The sequence below is a fragment of the Rhodanobacter aciditrophus genome (genome assembly GCF_050026795.1).
Classification (GTDB): Bacteria; Pseudomonadota; Gammaproteobacteria; order Xanthomonadales; family Rhodanobacteraceae; genus Rhodanobacter_A.
Map to the genome: position 1 here is coordinate 213953 of NZ_JALBWP010000010.1, position 19919 is coordinate 233871.

The 19919-nt window shown below is 69.9% G+C and carries 18 protein-coding genes; 12 read left to right on the top strand and 6 right to left on the bottom strand.

The window, feature by feature from the left end; genetic code table 11:
• Positions 1 to 10 precede the first annotated feature (10 nt).
• The 3 genes from ACQGNW_RS05920 (at position 11) to aceE (ending at position 6976) form a co-directional block, all read left to right on the top strand.
• On the top strand, positions 11 to 1270 hold the full coding sequence (locus ACQGNW_RS05920; protein ID WP_426662203.1) for a peptidase MATCAP family protein: 1260 nt from the start codon (positions 11 to 13) through the stop codon (positions 1268 to 1270).
• Positions 1271 to 1565: 295 nt separating this feature from the next.
• Complete coding sequence (locus tag ACQGNW_RS05925) at positions 1566 to 3845, top strand: NADP-dependent malic enzyme (protein WP_426662204.1); 2280 nt, start codon at positions 1566 to 1568, stop codon at positions 3843 to 3845.
• A gap of 434 nt (positions 3846 to 4279) precedes the next feature.
• Positions 4280 to 6976 carry a pyruvate dehydrogenase (acetyl-transferring), homodimeric type gene (gene aceE / locus ACQGNW_RS05930; protein ID WP_426662205.1) on the top strand — a complete coding sequence of 899 codons (2697 nt, stop codon included), beginning with the start codon at positions 4280 to 4282 and terminating at the stop codon, positions 6974 to 6976.
• Positions 6977 to 7141: 165 nt separating this feature from the next.
• Here aceE and ACQGNW_RS05935 read toward each other — a convergent pair whose 3' ends face one another.
• From ACQGNW_RS05935 to ACQGNW_RS05950, 4 genes are all read right to left on the bottom strand, one after another.
• Positions 7142 to 8749, bottom strand: a complete 1608-nt coding sequence (locus ACQGNW_RS05935) for an MFS transporter (RefSeq protein WP_426662206.1) — start codon at positions 8747 to 8749, stop codon at positions 7142 to 7144.
• Between the two features lie 88 nt (positions 8750 to 8837).
• The gene (locus tag ACQGNW_RS05940; RefSeq protein WP_426662207.1) at positions 8838 to 9155 is read right to left on the bottom strand and encodes a hypothetical protein; all 318 of its coding nucleotides are present in this window, start codon (positions 9153 to 9155) and stop codon (positions 8838 to 8840) included.
• Positions 9156 to 9229: 74 nt separating this feature from the next.
• Positions 9230 to 9796 (bottom strand): hypothetical protein, encoded by a 567-nt coding sequence (locus ACQGNW_RS05945; RefSeq protein ID WP_426662208.1) that lies wholly within the window; start codon positions 9794 to 9796, stop codon positions 9230 to 9232.
• A gap of 109 nt (positions 9797 to 9905) precedes the next feature.
• Positions 9906 to 11180, bottom strand: a complete 1275-nt coding sequence (locus ACQGNW_RS05950; RefSeq protein ID WP_426662209.1) for an MFS transporter — start codon at positions 11178 to 11180, stop codon at positions 9906 to 9908.
• Between the two features lie 148 nt (positions 11181 to 11328).
• Here ACQGNW_RS05950 and ACQGNW_RS05955 point away from each other — a divergent pair, with 148 nt between their 5' ends.
• Entirely contained in the window at positions 11329 to 11634 is a 306-nt protein-coding gene (locus ACQGNW_RS05955) for a DUF3247 family protein (protein WP_426662210.1), read from the top strand.
• 12 nt (positions 11635 to 11646) lie between these two features.
• Here the strand turns inward: ACQGNW_RS05955 and ACQGNW_RS05960 are convergent, their stop codons facing one another.
• Complete coding sequence (locus ACQGNW_RS05960; protein WP_426662211.1) at positions 11647 to 13455, bottom strand: FAD-dependent oxidoreductase; 1809 nt, start codon at positions 13453 to 13455, stop codon at positions 11647 to 11649.
• 156 nt (positions 13456 to 13611) lie between these two features.
• Between ACQGNW_RS05960 and ACQGNW_RS05965 the strand changes: the two genes are divergently transcribed.
• The 3 genes from ACQGNW_RS05965 (at position 13612) to ACQGNW_RS05975 (ending at position 15818) form a co-directional block, all read left to right on the top strand.
• The gene (locus ACQGNW_RS05965; RefSeq protein WP_426662212.1) at positions 13612 to 14490 is read left to right on the top strand and encodes a LytTR family DNA-binding domain-containing protein; all 879 of its coding nucleotides are present in this window, start codon (positions 13612 to 13614) and stop codon (positions 14488 to 14490) included.
• 63 nt (positions 14491 to 14553) lie between these two features.
• Positions 14554 to 15294: a hypothetical protein gene (locus ACQGNW_RS05970; protein WP_426662213.1), complete on the top strand. Its 741-nt coding sequence runs from the start codon at positions 14554 to 14556 to the stop codon at positions 15292 to 15294.
• A 65-nt stretch (positions 15295 to 15359) separates the two neighbouring features.
• The gene (locus ACQGNW_RS05975; protein ID WP_426662214.1) at positions 15360 to 15818 is read left to right on the top strand and encodes a DUF6491 family protein; all 459 of its coding nucleotides are present in this window, start codon (positions 15360 to 15362) and stop codon (positions 15816 to 15818) included.
• 9 nt (positions 15819 to 15827) lie between these two features.
• Here ACQGNW_RS05975 and ACQGNW_RS05980 read toward each other — a convergent pair whose 3' ends face one another.
• Positions 15828 to 16241: a universal stress protein gene (locus tag ACQGNW_RS05980; RefSeq protein WP_426662215.1), complete on the bottom strand. Its 414-nt coding sequence runs from the start codon at positions 16239 to 16241 to the stop codon at positions 15828 to 15830.
• 187 nt (positions 16242 to 16428) lie between these two features.
• Between ACQGNW_RS05980 and ACQGNW_RS05985 the strand changes: the two genes are divergently transcribed.
• The 5 genes from ACQGNW_RS05985 to ACQGNW_RS06005 all read left to right on the top strand — a co-directional run bounded on the left by ACQGNW_RS05985 (position 16429) and on the right by ACQGNW_RS06005 (position 19839).
• The gene (locus ACQGNW_RS05985) at positions 16429 to 16887 is read left to right on the top strand and encodes a hypothetical protein (RefSeq protein WP_426662216.1); all 459 of its coding nucleotides are present in this window, start codon (positions 16429 to 16431) and stop codon (positions 16885 to 16887) included.
• Positions 16888 to 16985: 98 nt separating this feature from the next.
• Positions 16986 to 17528 carry a peroxiredoxin gene (locus ACQGNW_RS05990; protein WP_426662217.1) on the top strand — a complete coding sequence of 181 codons (543 nt, stop codon included), beginning with the start codon at positions 16986 to 16988 and terminating at the stop codon, positions 17526 to 17528.
• 59 nt (positions 17529 to 17587) lie between these two features.
• Positions 17588 to 18073 carry a hypothetical protein gene (locus ACQGNW_RS05995; RefSeq protein ID WP_426662218.1) on the top strand — a complete coding sequence of 162 codons (486 nt, stop codon included), beginning with the start codon at positions 17588 to 17590 and terminating at the stop codon, positions 18071 to 18073.
• Positions 18074 to 18134: 61 nt separating this feature from the next.
• The gene (locus ACQGNW_RS06000; protein ID WP_426662219.1) at positions 18135 to 18971 is read left to right on the top strand and encodes an energy transducer TonB; all 837 of its coding nucleotides are present in this window, start codon (positions 18135 to 18137) and stop codon (positions 18969 to 18971) included.
• A gap of 115 nt (positions 18972 to 19086) precedes the next feature.
• The gene (locus ACQGNW_RS06005; RefSeq protein ID WP_426662220.1) at positions 19087 to 19839 is read left to right on the top strand and encodes a DUF2884 family protein; all 753 of its coding nucleotides are present in this window, start codon (positions 19087 to 19089) and stop codon (positions 19837 to 19839) included.
• Positions 19840 to 19919 lie beyond the last annotated feature (80 nt).

Sequence of the window (19919 nt, forward strand, 5' to 3'; positions counted from 1 at the left end):
GATCTCCGGCGTGAACGGCATCGCTCCCCACCTGCAGCATTGCGCCGCGCTCGACCAGCGCCTGCTGGCCGCGGTGAAGGGCATCCACATCCTGCCCACCGTGGCGTGGCCGGCCTCGCTGGAGAACCGCATGATCGCGGACTACGCCGCGGGCCGCTATGCCTTGCCCGAGGTGGCGTACCAGCGTCCCGACCTCGCGGCCGCGCGCACCGAGCTGGCGGCGATCGAGCGCGAGACGGCAGCGCTCGGCGGCGATCCGCTGGGCGATTACCTGGCGCGCACCGCCGAATCCTGGCGCATCGCGGCGGAGATGCTGGAGGCGGTGGGTACCGACGGGGTCAGTGCGCCGTCGATCGCGCTGTACGGCAGGCCGGGCGACGCGCTCCCCGGCAGCCAGCGCAGCAACCTCGACGCGGCGCGGTACTTCGTGGAGCTGTCGGACGAGCTGGGCGCCGACCTGCAGGCCGACGACGCCCGCGAGGGCATCAGCGCCGAGGCGCTGCGCGATGAGCTGGCGCACACGCTGGACGACTTCTTCGGCGCGGGCGCGGTGAAGGTGGAGGTCGATCCCGAACTGACGGCGAAGGCTGCCGCTGGCGCCACCCGCATCCGCCTGCGCGGCGGCGCCAGCTTCACCGATTACGACCGCCACCAGCTGCTGGCGCACGAGGCGCTGGTGCACACGCTCACCGCGCTCAACGGGCGCGCGCAACCGCTGCTGGCCTCGCTGGGGCGCACCTCGCCGCGGGTCACCGCCACGCAGGAGGGCCTGGCCGTGTTCGCCGAGCTGATGTCGGGGGCCATCGACATCGCCCGGCTGAAGCGCATCAGCCTGCGCATCCTCGCGATCGACATGGCGCTTTCCGGCGCCGATTTCGTCGAGGTGTACAAGTTCTTCGTCGAGCGCGGGCAGAGCGCGGCGGACAGCTTCCATTCCGCCCAGCGCGTGTTCCGCGGCGTGCCGCCTGGCGGCGGCGCGGCTTTCGCCAAGGACAACGTCTACCTGTCCGGCCTGCTCACCGTGCACACGTTCTTTCGCTGGGCGCTCAAGCAGCGGCGGCTGGAGGTGCTGCGCCACCTGTTCGCCGGCAAGCTCACCCTGCACGACGTGGTGGCGTTGCAGCCGCATTTCGAATCCGGCGCGATCGCGCCGCCGCGCTGGCTGCCGCCATGGATGCGACACGTGCACGGGCTGGCCGGCAAGTTGGCGTTCTCGGTGTTCGTCAACGGCATCCGCATGGGCAAGGTGCACGCCGACGAGCTGGTCTAGCCGGTGTGCGGGGAGTGCATGCTGTTCCGGGTCGCCGGGTCCGGCGCATGTGCCCGCTCCATCCCTGCAGCGGACCCTGCGGGCCAGCGTTCGGTTGTCCAGACCCGTTCCGTGAGGATGCGTTCGGCAGGGGGCCGGCCAGTCGCCGGGGTGATTGGCCGGGCGTGATTTTCCGCGCGGATTGCGCTTGCCTCCGGTTCCCTGCCGGCTGCGGTCCGCGGTCCGGGCAATGCCCGGTGCTACCATGTCGCGCGCCGCCTCGCGGCCATTCCGCACCCCACGAAAAGCCCCATCCATGGCCCACTCCGAAGACCTGCGCCACGCCGCGCTCGAATATCACCGTCATCCGCGTCCGGGCAAGATCAAGGTCAGCCCGACCACGCCGCTGCTGACCCAGCGCGACCTGTCGCTGGCCTATTCGCCGGGCGTGGCCTACGCCTGCGAAGCCATCGTCGAGGACCCGACCGCGGCCAGCGAGATGACCGCGCGCGGCAACCTGGTGGCGGTGATCACCAACGGCACCGCGGTGCTGGGCCTCGGCGACATCGGGCCGCTGGCGGGCAAGCCGGTGATGGAAGGCAAGGGCGTGCTGTTCCAGAAGTTCGCCGGCGTCGACGTGTTCGACATCGAGCTCAACGAGCGCGACCCGGACAAGCTGGTCGACATCATCGCCGCGATGGAACCCACCTTCGGCGGCATCAACCTGGAAGACATCAAGGCGCCGGAATGCTTCATCGTCGAGCGCAAGCTGCGCGAGCGGATGAAGATCCCGGTGTTCCACGACGATCAGCACGGCACCGCGATCATCGTGGGCGCCGCCGTGCTCAATGCGCTGGAAGTGGTGGGCAAGAAGATCGAGGACGTGCGGATCGCCACCACCGGCGCCGGCGCGGCCGGCATCGCCTGCCTCGACATGCTGGTGGCGCTGGGTGCCCGGCCCGAGCACATCCTCGCCTTCGACCGCGAAGGCGTGATCTACCGGGGACGCGACCACCTCGACCCGGACAAGGCGCGCTACGCGCGCGACACCGACAAGCGCACGCTGGCCGAGATCGTGGCCGGTGCCGACGTGTTCCTGGGCCTCTCCGCCGGCGGCATCCTCAAGCCGGAGATGGTCGCCGCGATGGCCGACAGGCCGGTGATCCTGGCGCTGGCCAATCCGAACCCGGAGATCCTGCCGGAGGACGCCAAGAAGGTGCGCCCGGACTGCATCATCGCCACCGGCCGTTCGGACTACCCGAACCAGGTCAACAATGCGCTGTGCTTCCCCTACATCTTCCGCGGCGCGCTGGACGTGGGCGCCACCGGCATCAACGAGGCGATGAAGACCGCCTGCGTGCGCGCCATCGCGGAGCTGGCGCGCATGGAAGCGTCCGATCTCGGCAGCGCCTACGGCGGCGACGTGCCCACCTTCGGTCCCGAATACCTGATCCCGCGCCCGTTCGACCGTCGCCTGCTGGTGATGCTGGCGCCCGCGGTGGCGCAGGCGGCGATGGACTCGGGCGTGGCCACGCGGCCGATCGCCGACATGGACGCGTACAAGGAGAAGCTCGGCCAGTTCATCTATCGCACCGGCCTGATCATGAAGCCGGTGTACGACCGCGCCCGCGCCGACCGCAAGCGCGTGGTCTACGCCGAGGGCGAGGAGGAAACCGTGCTGCGCGCGGTGCAGTCGGTGGTCGACTACAAGCTGGCCCAGCCGATCCTGATCGGCCGGCCGGAAGTCATCGCCATGCGCATCCAGCGCCTCGGCCTGCGCCTGCGCGAGGGCGTGGATTTCGAGCTCACCAACATCAACGACGATCCGCGCTTCAACGAATACTGGCAGCAGTACCACGCGATGACCGAGCGCCGTGGCGTCACGCCGGACGCGGCGAAGAACCTGATGCGCTCGCGGCCCACCCTGATCGCCGCGATGATGGTCGAGCGCGGCGAGGCCGACGCGCTGATCTGCGGCCTGGTCGGCCGCTACCACAAGAAGCTCGGCTACCTGCGCAGCGTGTTCGGGCTGGACCCGGGCGTGCAGTGCACCTCGGCGATGACCGGCGTGATCAACGACAAGGGCGCCTGGTTCTTCCTCGACACCCACGTGCAGCTCGACCCTTCGGCCGAGCAGATCGCCGAGGCCACGCTGCAGGCCAGCTACCGGCTCAAGCTGTTCGGCATCGAACCCAAGGTGGCGCTGCTGTCGCACTCCAACTTCGGCAGCCACGACAACGCCAGCGCGGCGAAGATGCGCAAGGTGCGGGAGATCCTCAAGGCGCGCGCGCCGAAGCTGGACATGGACGGCGAGATGCAGGCCGACACCGCGTGGGACGAGGCACTGCGCCGGCGCATCTTCCCGGGCACCACGCTGAATGGTCGCGCGAACCTGTTCGTGCTGCCCAACCTCGACGCCGCCAACATCGTCTACAACATGGTGCGGGTGATGACCGACGGCGTGGCGATCGGACCGATCCTGATGGGCGTGGACAAGCCGGCGCACATCCTCACCACGGCGTCCAGCGTCCGCCGCGTGGTCAACATGACCGCGATCGCCGCCGTGGACGCGCAGATCCGCGCCGCGCGCAGCTAGCTGCGCGCAAAAGAAGCAGCACGCGGTCAGGCCGAACGCTGCCGCGTCCTGCGACGAGTGGCTGGCGAACGCGCCCATCGGGTTCGCTTCCTCTCCCTGGGGAGAGGATCGAGGTGAGGGGCGGGTGCTCGCGGCAAACCCCGGCGAGAGCACGCTTCGCGGCTCCCCCGTCGCCAGCCTGTCCCCCGAGCCCAGCCCTCTCTCCGCAGGAAAGAGGGAGTGGTTTCCGGCACTCCCGCCCGCTGCGCCCACACTCTCGCCATCTTCGCTCCAGGCAGCGCCAGCACCATCCGCCTCCGCATGGCGCCCATCAACGGACGTCCAATTGGCAGCGATGTGCGGCGAAGGCTAGACTTGGGCGTCGGCCTGCCGCATCCCCCGCGGCGGCTTCCCCTTCAGGCACCTGCGCCGCGCGGCGCTGCGGAGAATCTCCCATGGATCAGCTCGACGACGTCCTCAACCAGGATCTCGATCCCACCGAAACCCGCGAATGGGTCGAATCGCTCAACGCGGTCATCAGTCACGACGGCACCGAGCGCGCGCATTACCTGCTGGAGAAGATGGTCGACTCCACGCGGCGCGCCGGCGGCTACCTGCCGTTCGACCCGACCACCGAATACGTCAACACCATCGCGCCGGCGAACGAGGCCAAGAGCCCGGGCGACGCGGCGATGGAGTGGCGCATCCGCTCGATCATCCGCTGGAACGCGATGGCGATGGTGGTGCGCGCCAACCGCAAGCCGGGCGAGCTGGGCGGCCACATCGCCAGCTTCGCCTCGTCGGCCACGCTGTACGACGTCGGCTTCAACCATTTCTGGCGCGCACCCAGCGCCGAGCACCCGGGCGACCTGATCTTCCACCAGGGCCATTCCAGCCCCGGCCTGTACGCCCGCTCGTTCCTCGAGGGGCGCATCGGCGAGGACCAGCTCGATCTGTTCCGCATGGAAGTGGTCGGCAAGGGCCGCGCGCTGTCCTCCTACCCACACCCCTGGCTGATGCCCGACTACTGGCAGGTGCCGACGGTGTCGATGGGCCTGGGTCCGATCCAGGCGATCTACCAGGCGCAATTCTGGAAGTACCTCGAGCATCGCGGCCTGATCCCCAAGACCGACCGCAAGGTGTGGTGCTTCATGGGCGACGGCGAGTGCGACGAGCCCGAGTCGCTGGGCGCCATCTCGCTGGCCGGCCGCGAAGGGCTGGACAACCTGGTGTTCGTGATCAACTGCAATTTGCAGCGCCTGGACGGCCCGGTGCGCGGCAACGGCAAGATCATCCAGGAGCTGGAGGGCGTGTTCCGCGGCGCCGGCTGGAACGCGATCAAGGTGATCTGGGGCAGCTACTGGGACCCGCTCCTCGCCCGCGACAAGGATGGCGTGCTGCGCAAGCTGATGATGGAAACCGTCGACGGCGAATACCAGGCCTGCAAGGCCTTTGGCGGCGCGTACACGCGCGAGCACTTCTTCGGCAAGTACCCGCAGACCCGCGAGATGGTCGCCAACCTCAGCGACGAGGACATCTGGCGCCTCAACCGCGGCGGCCATGACCCGCACAAGGTCTATGCGGCCTATCACGCGGCGGTGAACACCAAGGGCATGCCCACGGTGATCCTGGCCAAGACGGTCAAGGGCTACGGCATGGGCCTGGGCTCGGGCGAGTCGCAGAACCCGACCCACCAGCAGAAGAAGCTCGACAACGGCTCGGTGCGCGCGTTCCGCGACCGCTTCAACATCCCGGTGCCGGACGACAAGCTGGACGAGGTGCCGTACTACCACCCCGGCAAGGACTCGCCGGAAGTGGAGTACATGATGGAGCGCCGCCGCGCGCTCGGCGGTTGCCTGCCGCAGCGCCGTCGCAAGGCCGACGCCAAGCTGAAGGCGCCCGACCTGGCCGCCTTCGCGCAGATCACCTCCGGCACCGGCGAGCGCGAGATCAGCACCACCATGGCGCTGGTGCGCGGCATGAACCTGCTGCTGCGCGACAAGCAGATCGGCGAGCGCGTGGTGCCGATCGTGGCCGACGAGGCGCGCACCTTCGGCATGGAGGGCATGTTCCGGCAGATCGGCATCTATGCGCCGTTCGGCCAGAAGTACCGTCCGCAGGATTCCGACCAGCTGCTGTACTACCGCGAGGACCAGAAGGGCCAGGTGTTGCAGCAGGGCATCAGCGAGGCCGGCGGCATGGCCTCGTGGATGGCCGCGGCCACCAGCTACAGCATCAGCAACCAGGCGATGCTGCCGTTCTTCATCTACTACTCGATGTTCGGCTTCCAGCGCATCGGCGACCTGGCCTGGGCCGCCGGCGACATGCGTGCGCGCGGCTTCCTGGTCGGCGGTACCTCCGGCCGCACCACGCTGAACGGCGAGGGCCTGCAGCACGAGGACGGCCAGTCGCACCTGATGGCGGGCGTGATCCCGAACGTGAAGGCCTACGACCCGACCTTCTCCTACGAGGTGGCGGTGATCCTGCAGGACGGTGTGCGCAGCATGATGGAGGAGCAGGAGGATCACTACTACTACATCACCGTGATGAACGAGAACTATGCCCATCCGGACATGCCCGAGGGCTGCGCCGAGGGCATCATCAAGGGCATGTACCTGTTCAAGGACGGCGGCAAGCCGAAGAAGGGCGAGCCGCGCGTGCAGCTGCTGGGCTCCGGCACCATCCTGCGCGAGGTGATCGCGGCGGCGGAACTGCTGGAGAAGGACTTCGGCGTCAGCGCGGACATCTGGTCGGTGCCCAGCTTCGTCGAGCTGCGCCGCGACGGTTTCGACGCCGAGCGCTGGAATCGCCTGCATCCCGAGGCCGAACAGCGCGTGCCCTACGTCACCGGCCTGCTGCAGGGGCGCCAGGGCCCGGCCGTTGCCGCCACCGACTACGTGCGCGAGTACGCCGACCAGATCCGTGCCTTCATCCCCGACGGCATGCGCTACACCGTGCTCGGTACCGACGGCTTCGGCCGCTCGGATACCCGCGCGCACCTGCGCGAGTTCTTCGAGGTGGACCGCTACTGGATCGCCCACGCCGCGCTGGCCGCGCTGGCGAAGGACGGCAAGGTCAACGCCAAGGACGTGGCCCGCGCGATCAAGGAGTACAAGCTCGACCCCGAGAAGCCCAACCCGCTCACGGTGTGAGCCAGCGGATGCGTGTTCCCGGAAAGGCCGCCGCGAGGCGGCCTTTTCCGTCTGGATCCCCGGCCATGGACGGACGTCCGGCTTCCCGCTGGCCTGGTTCTTCCCCTGCGTGAAGGCGGCTCCCGGCGCGGGCCATGCGGAGGTGCGGAACCGGCGCCGGACGAGCTACTCCGACAACGTGCGCTGGATCGTCTCCAGCGCGTGTCCGCGGGTTTCAACTCCGTGGCGCGCCAGCAGCCAGCCGGCGGCGGCCATCGGCAGCGCGATCAGCAGCGCCGACAGCGCGAAATGCGCGAACAGTCCCAGCACGCCCAGCGCCGCACCGAGGATGCCGCCGGCCTTCGAGCTGGCGGCGATCAGGCCCGAGCCGGTGCCGCGCAGGTGCACGGGATAGATCTCCGCGGAATAGGGCAGCATCGTGGCGATCACGCCGCCGCTGCTCACCAGCAGTGCCACCGTGGCGGCGACGGTGAGCGCGCCGTCGCGCGCATCGGTGAGCGCGATCGCGCAGAACCCCAGCAGCGCCAGCGCGGTCAGCGCGATGAGCAGCACCAGGCTGCGGAAGCTGCTCCAGCGCTGGTACAGCCACACCACCGCGGCCGTGCCGGGCACCGCGAGCAGCGCCGAACGCGCCAGCAGCGCGCTGGCGCCATGGGCGTCCACGCCCAGCCTGGCGAGGTTGGCCGGCAGCCACAGCAGGAAGCCGAAGTTCACCAGCCCCCAGGCCAGCCCGCAGGTGGCCAGCCCCGCGGTGATGCGCGCCTGGCGGCCGCGCAGCAGCTGGCGCAGGTCGGCTGCCGGGTGCAGGCTCTCCAGAATCGGCGGATCGGAGTCGGCGCCGGCCGGATCGGCGACCACCGTGTCGCGTGCGCCGGTGAAGCGGGCGAGCACCGCGCGCGCCTGCGCGTGCAGGCCGGCGTTGGAGAGGAAGCGCGGCGACTCGGGTATGTAGCGGTTGAGGAACACGATCAGCGCACCGGTGGGCAGGTTCAGCAGCCACAGCGAGCGCCAGCTGAAACTCGGTTCCAGCAGGGTCGCGGCGCCGGAGGCCGCGAGATAGCCGGCCGACGTGCCCACGCCGCCCAGGGCCACCAGCAGCCAGCCGCGGTGCGCGGCGGGAATCGTCTCCGCCATCAGGGTGAATGCGATCGGCAGCATGCCGCCGGCCGCCGCACCCATCAGGAAACACATCACCAGATTCCAGCTGAATGCCGGCATCGTGCCGCAGATCGCGGTGCCCATGAACAGGATCGCCGACAGCAGGATCGCCGCGCGGCGGCCGAACAGGTCGGCCAGGCGGCCCCATACCAGCGAGCCCAGTGCTGTGCCGGTGAGCGCCGACAGCGCCAGCCAGCCGGCAGTCGACATGCCGATGCCGTACTCCGCCGTCATGCCCGGCATCACGAAGGCCAGCGACGCCGGTTTCATCACGTCGATCGCCAGCGCCACCGCCAGCGCCGTCACCAGCGTCCAGTGCTCGCGGTGCAGCGGCACGCCGTCGGCGATGTGGAAGTGGCGATGGATGTCGCGGCCATGCAGGCGCTGCCGGAGCCGGGCCATGCGCGGCATCAGGCCGTAGCCGGCCAGCAGCACGCCACAGGGAATCAGCACCATCCCCACCGCCATCGGCGTGTCCATCGCCATGCCGGCGAGGCGGTAGTGCATCGGCGCCGCCATCAGGTACATCGGCATGTGCAACAGCACGCCGACCGCCACTGCGACGCAGCCCAGCCAGAACGCGAGCGGATGGTGGAAACGCAGTTCCGGGGACATGGCGAAGCGACTGGACGGAGAGCAACTCCCAGCTTAGCAGCGGCACTGCCTCCAGCGCCGCGGCCCCGGTCGCCGCGCGCGGCGGAGCTCAGCCCTCGTCGTCGTCGCGCAGGATCTGGCGCAGCAGCACGAAGGCGCCAACGGTGCCGGCGACGATCGCGGCGGTGGCGATCGGATGGCGGTTAACCTGGCGCTTCAGCCGCCGGTAGCGGTAGTTCGTCTCGTCGACGAGGTCCTCGGCGGCGCGCGCCAGCCGGCGGCGGTAGCCGTCACCGTCGAAGCGCGCCGCCGCGCGCCGTCCGCGGGCGATCCAGCCGTGGGCGGCGTCGCCGGCGTCGCCCGCATAGCGACGAACGCGGTCGCCGATCCCTTCCATGCCTTGTTCGATGTCGCGCCGGGTGCTCATGACGTACTCCTGTGGCAGCAGCGCCACGCTGCCAGCGCGTGCGTGAGAGGCATGTAAAGGAAGCGTGGTCCCATTCAGGGCGAAGCCTTCCATGGACGGAATTCGTCGCGTACCCGGGGGCTGCAGAGGCGCCGGAGGATCCAGCCGAACAGCACGCAGAGGCCCAGCGCCATCAGCGTGCCGAACACCTGCAGGGCGCGGATGAAGCCGTGCATCGTCGCGGTCATGTCGGCGGGCGCGCCGGAGGCCTGCATGAAGCCCTGCATCGAGCCCATGAACCACCATTGCCACGCCAGCCCCAGCAACTGATAGACGATGGCGAAGCCCAGCAGGCCGACAAGCAGGCGGCGTGCCCACCCGTGCCGGCGCAGCAGGCCGACGGCGGCCACCAGCGTGAGGGCCGAGACCAGCAGGAAGGCGCGGAAGAACCACGCGAAATGTCCGAACGTCCATTGCATGGGCGCCGGCAGGCCCGGCGGCAGCGGTGCCTGCTGCTGCGCCTGCTGCATCGCCGGCAGGAACAGCCACTGCAGCATCAGGTTCTGCAGCACGGCGATCGCCGTGGCGAAACCGGACAGGCCGATGAACACCCATGCCAGCACGGTGACGAAGGTGGAACGCAGGGGCGGCGGCGCGGACATGCGCGACTCTCCTTGGTGGGCATGGCGGTCGCCAGCATCGCGGGTCTGCATCCGCGAGGCAACGGTGCCGAGGGAGGCGCAGCGCTCCGGGAATGCCGGGGTCCTGCCGCTAGAGCGTGCCGATCGCGGCCTGCGACTCGTCCGCGGCGGGCGCCACGTGCAGCTGCTGGCGCCGGCGCAGGCTCGGGAACATCGCCATCCACAGGCCCACCACCACCAGCGTGCCCAGGCCGCCGACCAGCGCGGAACCCACCGCGCCCAGCCACGCCGCAACCATGCCCGACTCGAATTCGCCGAGCTGGTTGGAGGTGTTGATGAAGATGGAGTTCACCGCGTTGACGCGGCCGCGCATCGCGTCGGGCGTGTCCAGCTGCACCAGCGAGCCGCGGATCACCATGCTCACCATGTCGAACGCGCCCAGCGCGAACAGCGCCGCCAGCGACAGCCACAGCGCGGTGGAGAGCGCGAACACCAGGGTCGCCGCGCCGAAGCCGGCGACGGAGGCGAACATGATCATGCCCACGCGGCGCTGCAGGTCGTGCTTCGCCAGCCACAGCGACATCAGCAGCGCGCCTACCGCCGGTGCCGCGCGCAGCAGGCCGAGGCCCCAGGGCCCGGTATGCAGGATGTCGCGTGCGAAGATCGGCAGCAGCGCGGTGGCGCCGCCCAGCAGCACGGCGAACAGGTCCAGCGAGATCACGCCCAGCACGTCCTTGCGCTCGCGGATGAAATGCACGCCGGCGAACAGCGTCTTCAGCGTGGCCGGCTCGCGCTTCGGCGGCGCCTGCTCGTAGCGCAGCGCCGCCATCATGCCGGCGGCGACCAGGTACAGCGCGGCGGCGCTCAGGTACACCACGCCCGGCCCCGCCACGTAGAGCAGGCCGCCCACCGCGGGGCCGAGGATCATCGCCATCTGGAACGCCGAACCGCTCACCGCCACCGCACGCGGCAGGATCGCCGTGGGCACCAGTGCCGGCAGCAGCGATTGCATCGAGGGCGACTCGAAGGCCTTGGCCACGCCGATCACGAACACCAGCAGCAGGATGCCGATCTCGTGGATGCGGCCGAGCAGGGTCAGCGCGGCCAGCAGCACGATGGCCGTCCATTCCACGATCTGCCCGAGCAGCACCACGCGCCGCCGCTCGAACTGGTCGGCCACATGCCCCGCCGGCAGCGCCAGCAGCACCGATGGAACGAACTGCACCAGGCCGATCAGGCCGAGGTCGAAGGCGCGCCCGGTGATCGCGTAGATCTGCCAGCCCACCGCCACCGACAGCATCTGGAAGCCGAAGCCGGAGGCGATGCGTGCGCACCAGAACTGCACGAAGGCGCGGTGGCGCAGCGGCGAGTCCGCGGCGGCGGACGGAGGTGTGGGATTCGACATGGGGATCCTTGCCAGAGACCGCGCATTGTAGTCGTGCCGCGTGTCCCGGCAGATGCGCGGCTTGACGCCGCCGTGCCGCGGATTTGATCCGCGCTTTCCTTGCGCGCGGCTACGGTTGGGGCGGTTTTCCACGAAGAGGCATGCGCCGATGGGCAGGTTCGCCAAACACGTCTACTCCGACCCGGCCGCCGTGCACGCGCTCCAGGCGCTCACGCGCCAACTTCCCGCCAACGGGCACGTGCGCCTGGTGCTGAAGGACGGTGGCACCTGCGAGGGCGTGGTGGCGGAACGTGCCACCGTGCAGGTCTATTACGACCCCGCCGAGCAGCGCCAGGGCATCAATGGCGAGCTGCGGCTGGAGCGCCCGGACGAGCCCGACTGGCACCGCTGGATGTGGCTGGACGAGATCGCCTGCGTGGAGCATCTCGACTCCACGCTGGGCGGCGAGAACTGAGCGGGTGCGCGGTCAGGTCCGCAAGCGGGTGAAGCCGTCCGCGCTCCACTCCTCGCTGCCGACGCCGTGGTGCACGAAGAACAGGCCGTCGGGGTCGTACCTGCGCTTCGCCGCGGCGAGGCGCGGGTAGTTGCAGCCCCAGAATCCCTGTTGCCAATCGCGCAGGAAGTAGTCGCTTTCCGAGACGTAGGAGCCTGCGTCCGGCGCCACCGCGCGCAGCGCATCCATCGTCTTGCCGACGGCCGCCGCCATGCGCCGCGCCATGACCAGATCGGGCTTCGCGCCCGGCATGCCAGGATAGGCGGGGTCGTCGCCGCTGGCGCTTATGGCGAGGGCGAAGGCGTCCAGCATCTGCGGATGCGTGGCCGTGTCGCGGGCGCGGGCGATCGCGTCGGCCGGTGCGCCGGCCAGCCCCTTGTTGAAGTGCAACGAGACGCCCTGATGCTGCGCGGCTTCGAACAGGGCCTCCGCCAAGGACGCCTGCCGCTCCGGCTGCAGCAGCGAAGCCGGCAGCCAGGCCGACTGGTAGCCCTGGATGAACCAGCCTACCTGTTCCCGGTCACCGGCCCACACGAAGTGGTTGCGCGACGCGCCCGGTCGCTCGTCCGGCACGATGACGCCCGGCAGGTGCTTGCGCAGGAATTCGGCGTCCCAGAGATGCCGGGCCGGCAGCGCCAGCGCCTGGAACGGTTTGGTGACGCGGCAGTCCTTGCGGGACTGCACCCAGGCAAGGAAGGGTGCCCAGGCCTGTTCGGCCTGCTGCTTGCTGAGGCCCTGGAACATCATGGAGACCTCGAAGGTGTCGCCACCGTAGAACTTCATCTGTTCGCCCCAGTGCGGGTTGAACAGCGCGCGCTGGTAGAAGCCCATCGCCTCGGCAATCAGGGCGCGGTAGGCGGCGTCCGAGTCGGCCTTGACGGTGAGGTTCACGCCGCCGAAGAACTCGGGCAGCTCGTAGGTGCGCAGGGTCAGCCGCGTGACCACGCCGAGGCTGCCGCCACCACCGCCCTTGAGGCCCCAGAACAGCTCCGGATTCGTGCGGGCGTTGGCGATACGTACCCGGCCGTCGGCGGTGACGACCTCCGCCTCCAGCAGGTTGGATGCCGCCGTGCCCCAGCGCTTCGACAGGCTGCCGAAACCGCCGCTCTGCACCAGCCCCGCCACGCCCACCGTGGTGCAGCCGCCGCCCTGCACGTAGCGGCCGCCACGGGTGACGACGGCGTCGTAGGCGTCGATCCACATGGCGCCGGCTTCCACGCTCACCGCCGGCAGCGGCGCCGCGTGGCCGGCGCAGCCCTGCGGCACGAAGGCATCGTGCAGGCTCACCCGGTTCATGTGGCGAGTCCAAACCAGCAGCGAATCCGGCGCATCCGAGGTGCCCTGGTAGCTGTGGCCGCCGCCCTTCACCACCAGCCGCAGGTGGTGCCTGCGGGCGAAATCGACGGCCGCCACCACGTCGGCCGCGTTCTCGGCCGCCACGGCGTAGGCGCTGGGTTGCGAGGCCCAGGCGTCGGCCCAGCCGCTGGTCTGGGTCAGCGCGGGGTTATCACCCACCGCGAACGGGTTGTGCAGTTGCTTGAGCACCTGCGCCGCGTCGCCACCGGCGAACGCCGATTCCAGCTTCAGCAGCCGGCCGCCGACCTGCCGTTTCAGCTGCTCCCATTCCGCGCTCGTGGGCCAGCCCGGCTGGCCCGGACGGACGCGTGGGCGCAAGGCGGCCGCAACGGCGCAGGCGCCGTGCGCGAGGGCCGTGCCGCCGCGCATCAGCAGGGGCAGCAGCGGCAGCGTGGCGGCAGCCTTCAGCAAGTCGCGCCTTTTCATCGTATCGCTCCGGACAGGATGGACAGCGGCCAGCATGGGCGGGCGCCGCCCCGATTCCCAGCACCAAGGGATGGATTGCGGGCGGTCGGGGACGAGCCGACTCCGGCCTGGGACGGGTTGCGCGGGATTTCGCCACGGCCACGTAGAATCGCCGGCATGAGCGAGCAGGCAGACGTCGAGTACAGGGATTTCCAGCGTTGGCCCCGCGCGGTCGAGGTGGCCTTCTGGGTGGCGCTGTACGCCCTCAACACGGTGTTCAACGGCCTCGTCGCGCAGATCGACCATGCCCGCACCGCGGCGTGGGAGCCGTGGGTGTGGGAATCGAGCAGCGCGCTGCTGATCCTGCTGCTGATCCCCTTCGTGAAGTGGGTGGAGCGGCGCTGGCCGTTCCGCTTCGATACGTGGCGCCGGAGCCTGCCATGGCACCTGCTGGCGAGCGTGGCGTTCAGCCTGGTGCACGTGGCCGGCATGGACGGGCTGCGCAAGCTGGTTTACGGAATGGTCGGCCAGCACTACCACCTGGGTGCGTGGTGGCCGAACTTCGGCTACGAGTACCTGAAGGACATCCGCAGCTATTTCCTCATCGTCGCGCTGATCTGCCTGTCGCGGCTGTGGCTGCTGCGCCAGCAGGGCGAGGCGAAGCTGCTGGCCGAGCCGGACGACGGTCCGCCGGTGGAGCCGGTGGACCGGCCCGAGCGCTTCCTGGTGCGCAAGCTGGGCAAGGAGTTCCTGCTCGCCGCCAGCGAGATCGAGTGGCTGCAGGCCGCGGGCAACTACGTGAACCTGCACGTGCGCGGCCGCGACTACCCGCTGCGCAGCACCATGGCCAGCATCGAGGGGCGGCTGGACCCGGCGCGCTTCCTGCGCGTGCATCGCGGCTACTTCGTCAACCTCGACTATCTCGCCGAGATCGAGCCGCTGGACACCGGCGACGCGCGCCTGCGCCTGCGCGACGGCAGCGCGATCCCGTGCAGCCGCCGCTACCGCGCCGCGCTGCGCGAGCGTTACGGCGGCCAGCCCGTCGCCGGTGACTGAGCTTGCGCCACGACGCGGGGTCGTTCCAAGCTAGCCGCTGGTCCCGTTCCGGATGATTCGCCGATGATGCCTGCGCCGCTCCGTTCCCGCTTCGCACTCGCCGCCGTTGCCGGCGTGCTGATCCTCGCCGGCTGCTCGCAGGGCGGTGCGCCCGCGCCGAGCGCCGCGCAGCAGCAGGCCCAGGCCAGGGATGCCCAGGCCGCGCGCGACCTCGACACCTACCGCCAGCTGCTGCGCATCCACAACGACCAGATGGCGGCGTCGATGGGCGAGGATATCGTGCAGCGCTATCCCGGCAGCGCGGCGGCAAAGGAAGTGCAGCAGACCCTGCCCGAGGTCGAGAAGCGCTGGAAGGAGAACAGCGAGAAGGCACGCCTCGCCGCACTGTGGCAATACGGGGTGGCGCCGATGGCGGGCGGCACGCAGTCCACCGCGGCGATCTACGACAGCCAGCCCGCCGACGTGCACGTGCGGCTGGTGCTGCGTCGGCACACCAGCTGGGGCCAGAGCGTGTTCCTGTTCAACGACGGCCATGGCGGTTTCGTCTGCAAGGGCGAATGCACCGTCGCCGCGAAGTTCGACGACAAGCCGCACGCGATCAAGGCGTATGCGCCATCCACCGGCGAGCCGGCACTGATGATCCGCGACGACAAGGGTTTCATCGCGCTGCTGGAGAAGGCGAAGAAGATCAGCCTGCCCGTCACCCTGCAGGACGGCGAGAAGAAGGTGGAGCTGGTCTACGAGGTGGGCGGCTTCGTGCCCGACAAGTGGCAGCCGCTGCCGAAGAAGGCCGGCAGGAAGTAGCCCGCCGGTACACGCGTCGCCCGCCCGTGCGTTCCGGTGCGTATCGACGAACGGAGGATGCAGCCATGTACCGCAGGGCATCGTGGATGGTCGTCGCGCTGGCGGCGGCATTGGGCGCGTGTTCCAGCGTGCCGTATGCGCAACGGGTGGCGCAGCGCCAGGCCGCCTACGCGGCGGCGGCCGGGGCGCCGGTGCGCAGCTTCCATTTCTTCAACCTGTATTCGTGGGAGCCGCTGGGCGACAGCCAGCTGGCCGTCTACACCCAGCCGAACCGCGCGTGGCTGCTGGATGTGGGGCCCTGCCCGAACCTGGAGTTCGCCAACGCGATCGGGCTCACCTCGTTCGGCGGCGAGGTGTCGGTGAATTTCGACAAGGTGCTTGCCGGCCGCGGTTACGCGCCGTGCTTCATCTCGGGAATCCGCCCGGTCGACGTGGCGAAGCTGAAGCTGGAACAGCAGGCCCAGCGCAAGATCGAGGCCGAGCCGCGGCAGCCATCGGCGGCGGCGCCGCCGGCCGATCACTGAGTTCGCCGCTCAGCGCACCACGGTCACCGGCACGTGGGCGCGGGCCAGCACGTTGGTGGAGACCGAGCCCAGCAGCCAGCGCGCCAATGCGCCGCGCTCGGTGTGACCGATCACGATGTGGTCGATGCCGTGCTGGCCGACCTGGCCGAGCAGCACGTCACCGGGGCTGCCGTGGGTGAGCTCGACGTCGACGAGGCTGGCGGCGTCCGGCGCGAGCGCGGCCAGTTCGTCCTTCAGTTCCTGCACGCGCTGCGTGCCGGAGTCGGTCATCATCAATGCACAGGTGTCGCCGCCCTCGGCCACCTGCAGCACCGACACCACGCGCACCCGCCCGCCGCAGGCGCGGGCCAGCTCCATCGCGAACGCGAACGCGCGGCGCGCGGCGTCCGAGCCGTCGTAACCGACCAGTGAATACCTAGGCATGCCTGCTCCTGTGGCGGCGAGCATCGCCGGATGGCGAAGGAGTCTGAACGGCGCTGCGTTAGCGAAACATCAAGATGAACGGAAGCGCGCGCGGCTCACGTGGCTGTCACGAAGGCCTGCCGATGCTGGACAGCGTTCCTGCCGCCCCCGGACAGGAGCCACGCCTCACAACCGGAAGGAGATGCCCATGAGCAAGCACACTCTCGCCCTGACCGCCGCCCTGCTGCTGGGGGCTGGTGCCTTGGCAGCCGTGCCGGCCGTGCCCGCCCGCGCCGCCGAGGCGAACGTGAAATGTCATCTCGACTTCAACCTGTCGGGCTGGTCGATCCTGTACAAGCACGCCGAGGGCAGCGGCGTCGTGCGCTGCGACAACGGCCAGCAGGCCGCGGTGAAGATCGCGGTGGTGGGCGGCGGCCTCACCGCCGGCAAATACCGCATCGACCACGGCACCGGCGACATCACCCACGTGCGCAGCATCGACGACGTGTTCGGCGACTACGCGCAGGCCGGCGCCGAAGCCGGCGTGGTGAAGAGCGGCACCGCCCAGGTGTTGACCAAGGGCACCACCTCGCTGGCGCTGGCCGGCCATGGCGAAGGCGTCAATCTCGGCGTGTCGGTGGGCAAGTTCACCATCACTCGCCGCTGAGCGGTTTGCGCAGGGTGGACGCGAAGGGCGCCGCGAGGCGCCCTTCGCCTGCGCGGCAGCGTACACTGCGCGGTGCCGTCCCCTCCCGGAGAACCGTCATGCGCCGCTTGCCGCTGCTGTTCGTGCTGGCCCTGCTGTGCGGCCTGCTTGCCGCGCCCGCGTTCGCCGCCGGAGCCCTGCCCAAGGCCGGCACCGCAGCGCCGGCGTTTCGCCTGCAGGACCAGAACGGCCACTGGCGCAGCCCCGCCGACTATCGCGGCCACTGGCTGGTGCTGTACTTCTATCCCAAGGATTTCACCCCCGGCTGCACCACCGAGGTGTGCACCTTCCGCGACGACATCGCGAAGCTGCGCCAGGCCGGTGCCTCGGTGGTGGGCGTGAGCCTGGACGACACGAAGTCGCACGCCGAGTTCGCCGCCAGGTACCACGTGCCGTTCCCGCTGCTCGCCGACACGGATCGGAAGGCGGCCACCGAATACGGCGTGCTCGGTTCCATGGTGGGCATGCACTACGCCAAGCGCACCACCTTCCTGGTCGACCCCGCGGGCAACATCGCGAAGGTCTATGTCGATGTCGATCCGAAGGCGAACTCCGGCCAGGTGCTGGCCGATCTCGCCGTGCTGAAGAAGGCGGCACCCTGATGCCGGTGATGGCGCGGGCCGCGGGGGGCCCTGCTCCGCGCGGTTTCGCCGCGTGGCGCGTGCTGGTCTGGTTGCTGCTGCTGCTGGCCGCTTTCGGCAGCGTGCAATATCTCAGCCATGCGCAACTGCTGTGGGCGCATCGAACGGGCCTGTCGCCGGACGATGGCGCCGCGATGCGCCGCATGCTGGCCTGGGACATCGGCTACCTGCTGGCCGCGTTCGTGCTGATCGTGCTGTGCGCCGGCTGCATCCTGCGCCAGGCGTGGGCGCGCGTGCCGCTGCGCGTGGCCTGCGGCGTGCTGGCGCTGTGGGCGCTGGCCAGCGGCGGCATGATGCTGGCGCAGTGGCCGCGGTTTGAGCACGCCAGCGCCGAGGCACTGGCCCAGCTGGGCAGCGACGCCGCCTTGCACAACGCCGTCATGCATGCCCGGCGTGTCTACCGCATCACGCTGGGCCTGAAGGCGGCCGCGATCCCCGTGCTGCTGTGGCTGGCGTGGCGACTGGGCACGCCGGCGGTGCGCATGCAGTTCCGCCATCGTCGCTGAGCCGAACCGAAGGGATGCGTGTGTTCATGGCATGAAACCGTTCCACAAGGAGGCTGTGGACATGAAGCACTTGCTGTTGTGTTGCGCGGGCATCGTGTTGTCGACGGCGGCGCTGGCTGCCGGCCCGCGGCACGAATCGGTACGGGCGAGCATGCTGGTCACCGGCACGATCCAGGAAGCGCCTGACGGCAGCGTGGCGACCTATGCCATCGACCACCCCGAAAGCCTGCCGCCTGCGGTCAGGAGCCTGCTGACCAACGCCATTCCGACATGGAAGTTCGATCCGCTGGCGGATGGCAGGGCCGCCGCGCCCAAGGTGCCGATTGCCGTCCGCGTGGTGGCGACGACGATGGGCAGGGACAAGGTTCGCCTCGAGATCGAAGGGGTGCACTTTGGCCCGCCGGACCATGATCCCGGCATCGCGGTGGTGAAGCAGGAGAAACCGGTCTACCCGCCAGCGGCGGAGCATGCGCTGGTGCATGGCACGGTGTACCTGGCCATGCGGGTGGACCCGGCCGGCAAGGTGGCCGATGTCGCCGTGCAGCAGGTGGACATGGGCGTGGTGGGGCGCGACGCGGAGCTGAACCATTGGCGGGAGCTGCTCGGCAGGGTTTCCAGGGAAGCCGCGAGCCGATGGGTCTTCACTCCTGCGAGTGATGCGGCCGCGCCAAGCCGGATCGTCCGGATGTCGGTCACGTTTGCCCTGCGCTCCATCGCGACAGGCGGAAGCACGAAACCGGCCTATGGGCATTGGAACGTCTATGAGCCTGGCCCTGTGCAGCCGGTCCCGTGGCTGGACGACAAGCAGCCGGCTGGCAGCGTGGATGCCTTGCCCGACGGAGACATCGATCTGGTCGGGCATGGCTTGCGCATGCAAGCGCAGAAGCCGCAAATCTGAGACGGCGACGGGATGCCGTTTTCGGGTTGTCCCGGCGGTGGACCGGCAGCATGTTCAGCATCGGTTGCCCCGGCCGCAGGTATCGCTGCACCATCCCGTTCCCGGAATCCTCCCGATGCGCCTCCGTCGTCTGTCGCTGCTCCCGCTGCTGTTCGCCACGCTGCCACTGCAGGCGCAGGACCTCGCCGCCACCTGTCGCGCCACCAGCAGCTACGACGTGACGCTGCGGCCGGGCAGCGTGCTGTTCGATCGCCCGTCGCCCGCGCCCGCGCGGGTGGAGCTGCGCCAGGGCACGCTGCACGTCGACGGCGCAGCGGTGCCGCTGAACGCCGAGGACCAGGATCGCCTGAGCCTGTTCGAGCGTGACCTGCGCGCGCTGGCACCGCGCGTGCGCACAGTGGCCCGGCACGGCGTGGACATCGCGGCGCAGGGCTTGCGCGACGAGGCGGCCGGCATGGGCCTGGATGCGGATGCGCAGGCGCAACTGGACCAGCGGCTGGCGGTGGATGCAGCCGGCCTCAAGCAGCGCATCGCGGCCAGCAACAGCACACACGACTGGCAGGGCAGCGCGATGGACCAGACCATCGGCCGGATCGAGGGCGACCTGCTGCCGCTGATCGCCGCCGACCTCGGCCAGCAGGCGCTCAACGCCGCGCTGGGGGGCGATCTGCAGGCGGCGGCCGCATTGCGCGACCGCGCGGCGAACCTGGCCACGCAGCTGGAGCCGCGCATGCGCCAGCACATGCAGGCGCTCCGGCCGCAGATCGAGGCGCTGTGTCCGGCGATCCGGCAACTGGCCACGCTGCAGCAGGGCGTGCGCGACGGCAAGGGGCGGCCGCTGGATCTGCTGCAGGTCGGCCAGCCATAGTGGCGCGTCCGCGACGCGGATTAATCTCCGGCTAAGTAGCCGAGGACGAGGATAGCCCCACATCCCCAGCGCCCGACCGG

Bases quoted from the DNA above. Each gene is read 5' to 3' on its own strand.
- ACQGNW_RS05965 (WP_426662212.1), top strand. From the start codon at position 13,612: ATGAGCGAGCAGGCAGACGTCGAGTACAGGGATTTCCAGCGTTGGCCC.
- ACQGNW_RS05955 (WP_426662210.1), top strand. From the start codon at position 11,329: ATGGGCAGGTTCGCCAAACACGTCTACTCCGACCCGGCCGCCGTGCAC.
- ACQGNW_RS05985 (WP_426662216.1), top strand. From the start codon at position 16,429: ATGAGCAAGCACACTCTCGCCCTGACCGCCGCCCTGCTGCTGGGGGCT.
- ACQGNW_RS05990 (WP_426662217.1), top strand. From the start codon at position 16,986: ATGCGCCGCTTGCCGCTGCTGTTCGTGCTGGCCCTGCTGTGCGGCCTG.
- ACQGNW_RS05980 (WP_426662215.1), bottom strand. From the start codon at position 16,241: ATGCCTAGGTATTCACTGGTCGGTTACGACGGCTCGGACGCCGCGCGC.
- aceE (WP_426662205.1), top strand. From the start codon at position 4,280: ATGGATCAGCTCGACGACGTCCTCAACCAGGATCTCGATCCCACCGAA.
- ACQGNW_RS05925 (WP_426662204.1), top strand. From the start codon at position 1,566: ATGGCCCACTCCGAAGACCTGCGCCACGCCGCGCTCGAATATCACCGT.
- ACQGNW_RS05945 (WP_426662208.1), bottom strand. From the start codon at position 9,796: ATGTCCGCGCCGCCGCCCCTGCGTTCCACCTTCGTCACCGTGCTGGCA.
- ACQGNW_RS05950 (WP_426662209.1), bottom strand. From the start codon at position 11,180: ATGTCGAATCCCACACCTCCGTCCGCCGCCGCGGACTCGCCGCTGCGC.
- ACQGNW_RS05975 (WP_426662214.1), top strand. From the start codon at position 15,360: ATGTACCGCAGGGCATCGTGGATGGTCGTCGCGCTGGCGGCGGCATTG.
- ACQGNW_RS05935 (WP_426662206.1), bottom strand. From the start codon at position 8,749: ATGTCCCCGGAACTGCGTTTCCACCATCCGCTCGCGTTCTGGCTGGGC.
- ACQGNW_RS05970 (WP_426662213.1), top strand. From the start codon at position 14,554: ATGATGCCTGCGCCGCTCCGTTCCCGCTTCGCACTCGCCGCCGTTGCC.
- ACQGNW_RS05960 (WP_426662211.1), bottom strand. From the start codon at position 13,455: ATGAAAAGGCGCGACTTGCTGAAGGCTGCCGCCACGCTGCCGCTGCTG.
- ACQGNW_RS06005 (WP_426662220.1), top strand. From the start codon at position 19,087: ATGCGCCTCCGTCGTCTGTCGCTGCTCCCGCTGCTGTTCGCCACGCTG.
- ACQGNW_RS05940 (WP_426662207.1), bottom strand. From the start codon at position 9,155: ATGAGCACCCGGCGCGACATCGAACAAGGCATGGAAGGGATCGGCGAC.
- ACQGNW_RS06000 (WP_426662219.1), top strand. From the start codon at position 18,135: ATGAAGCACTTGCTGTTGTGTTGCGCGGGCATCGTGTTGTCGACGGCG.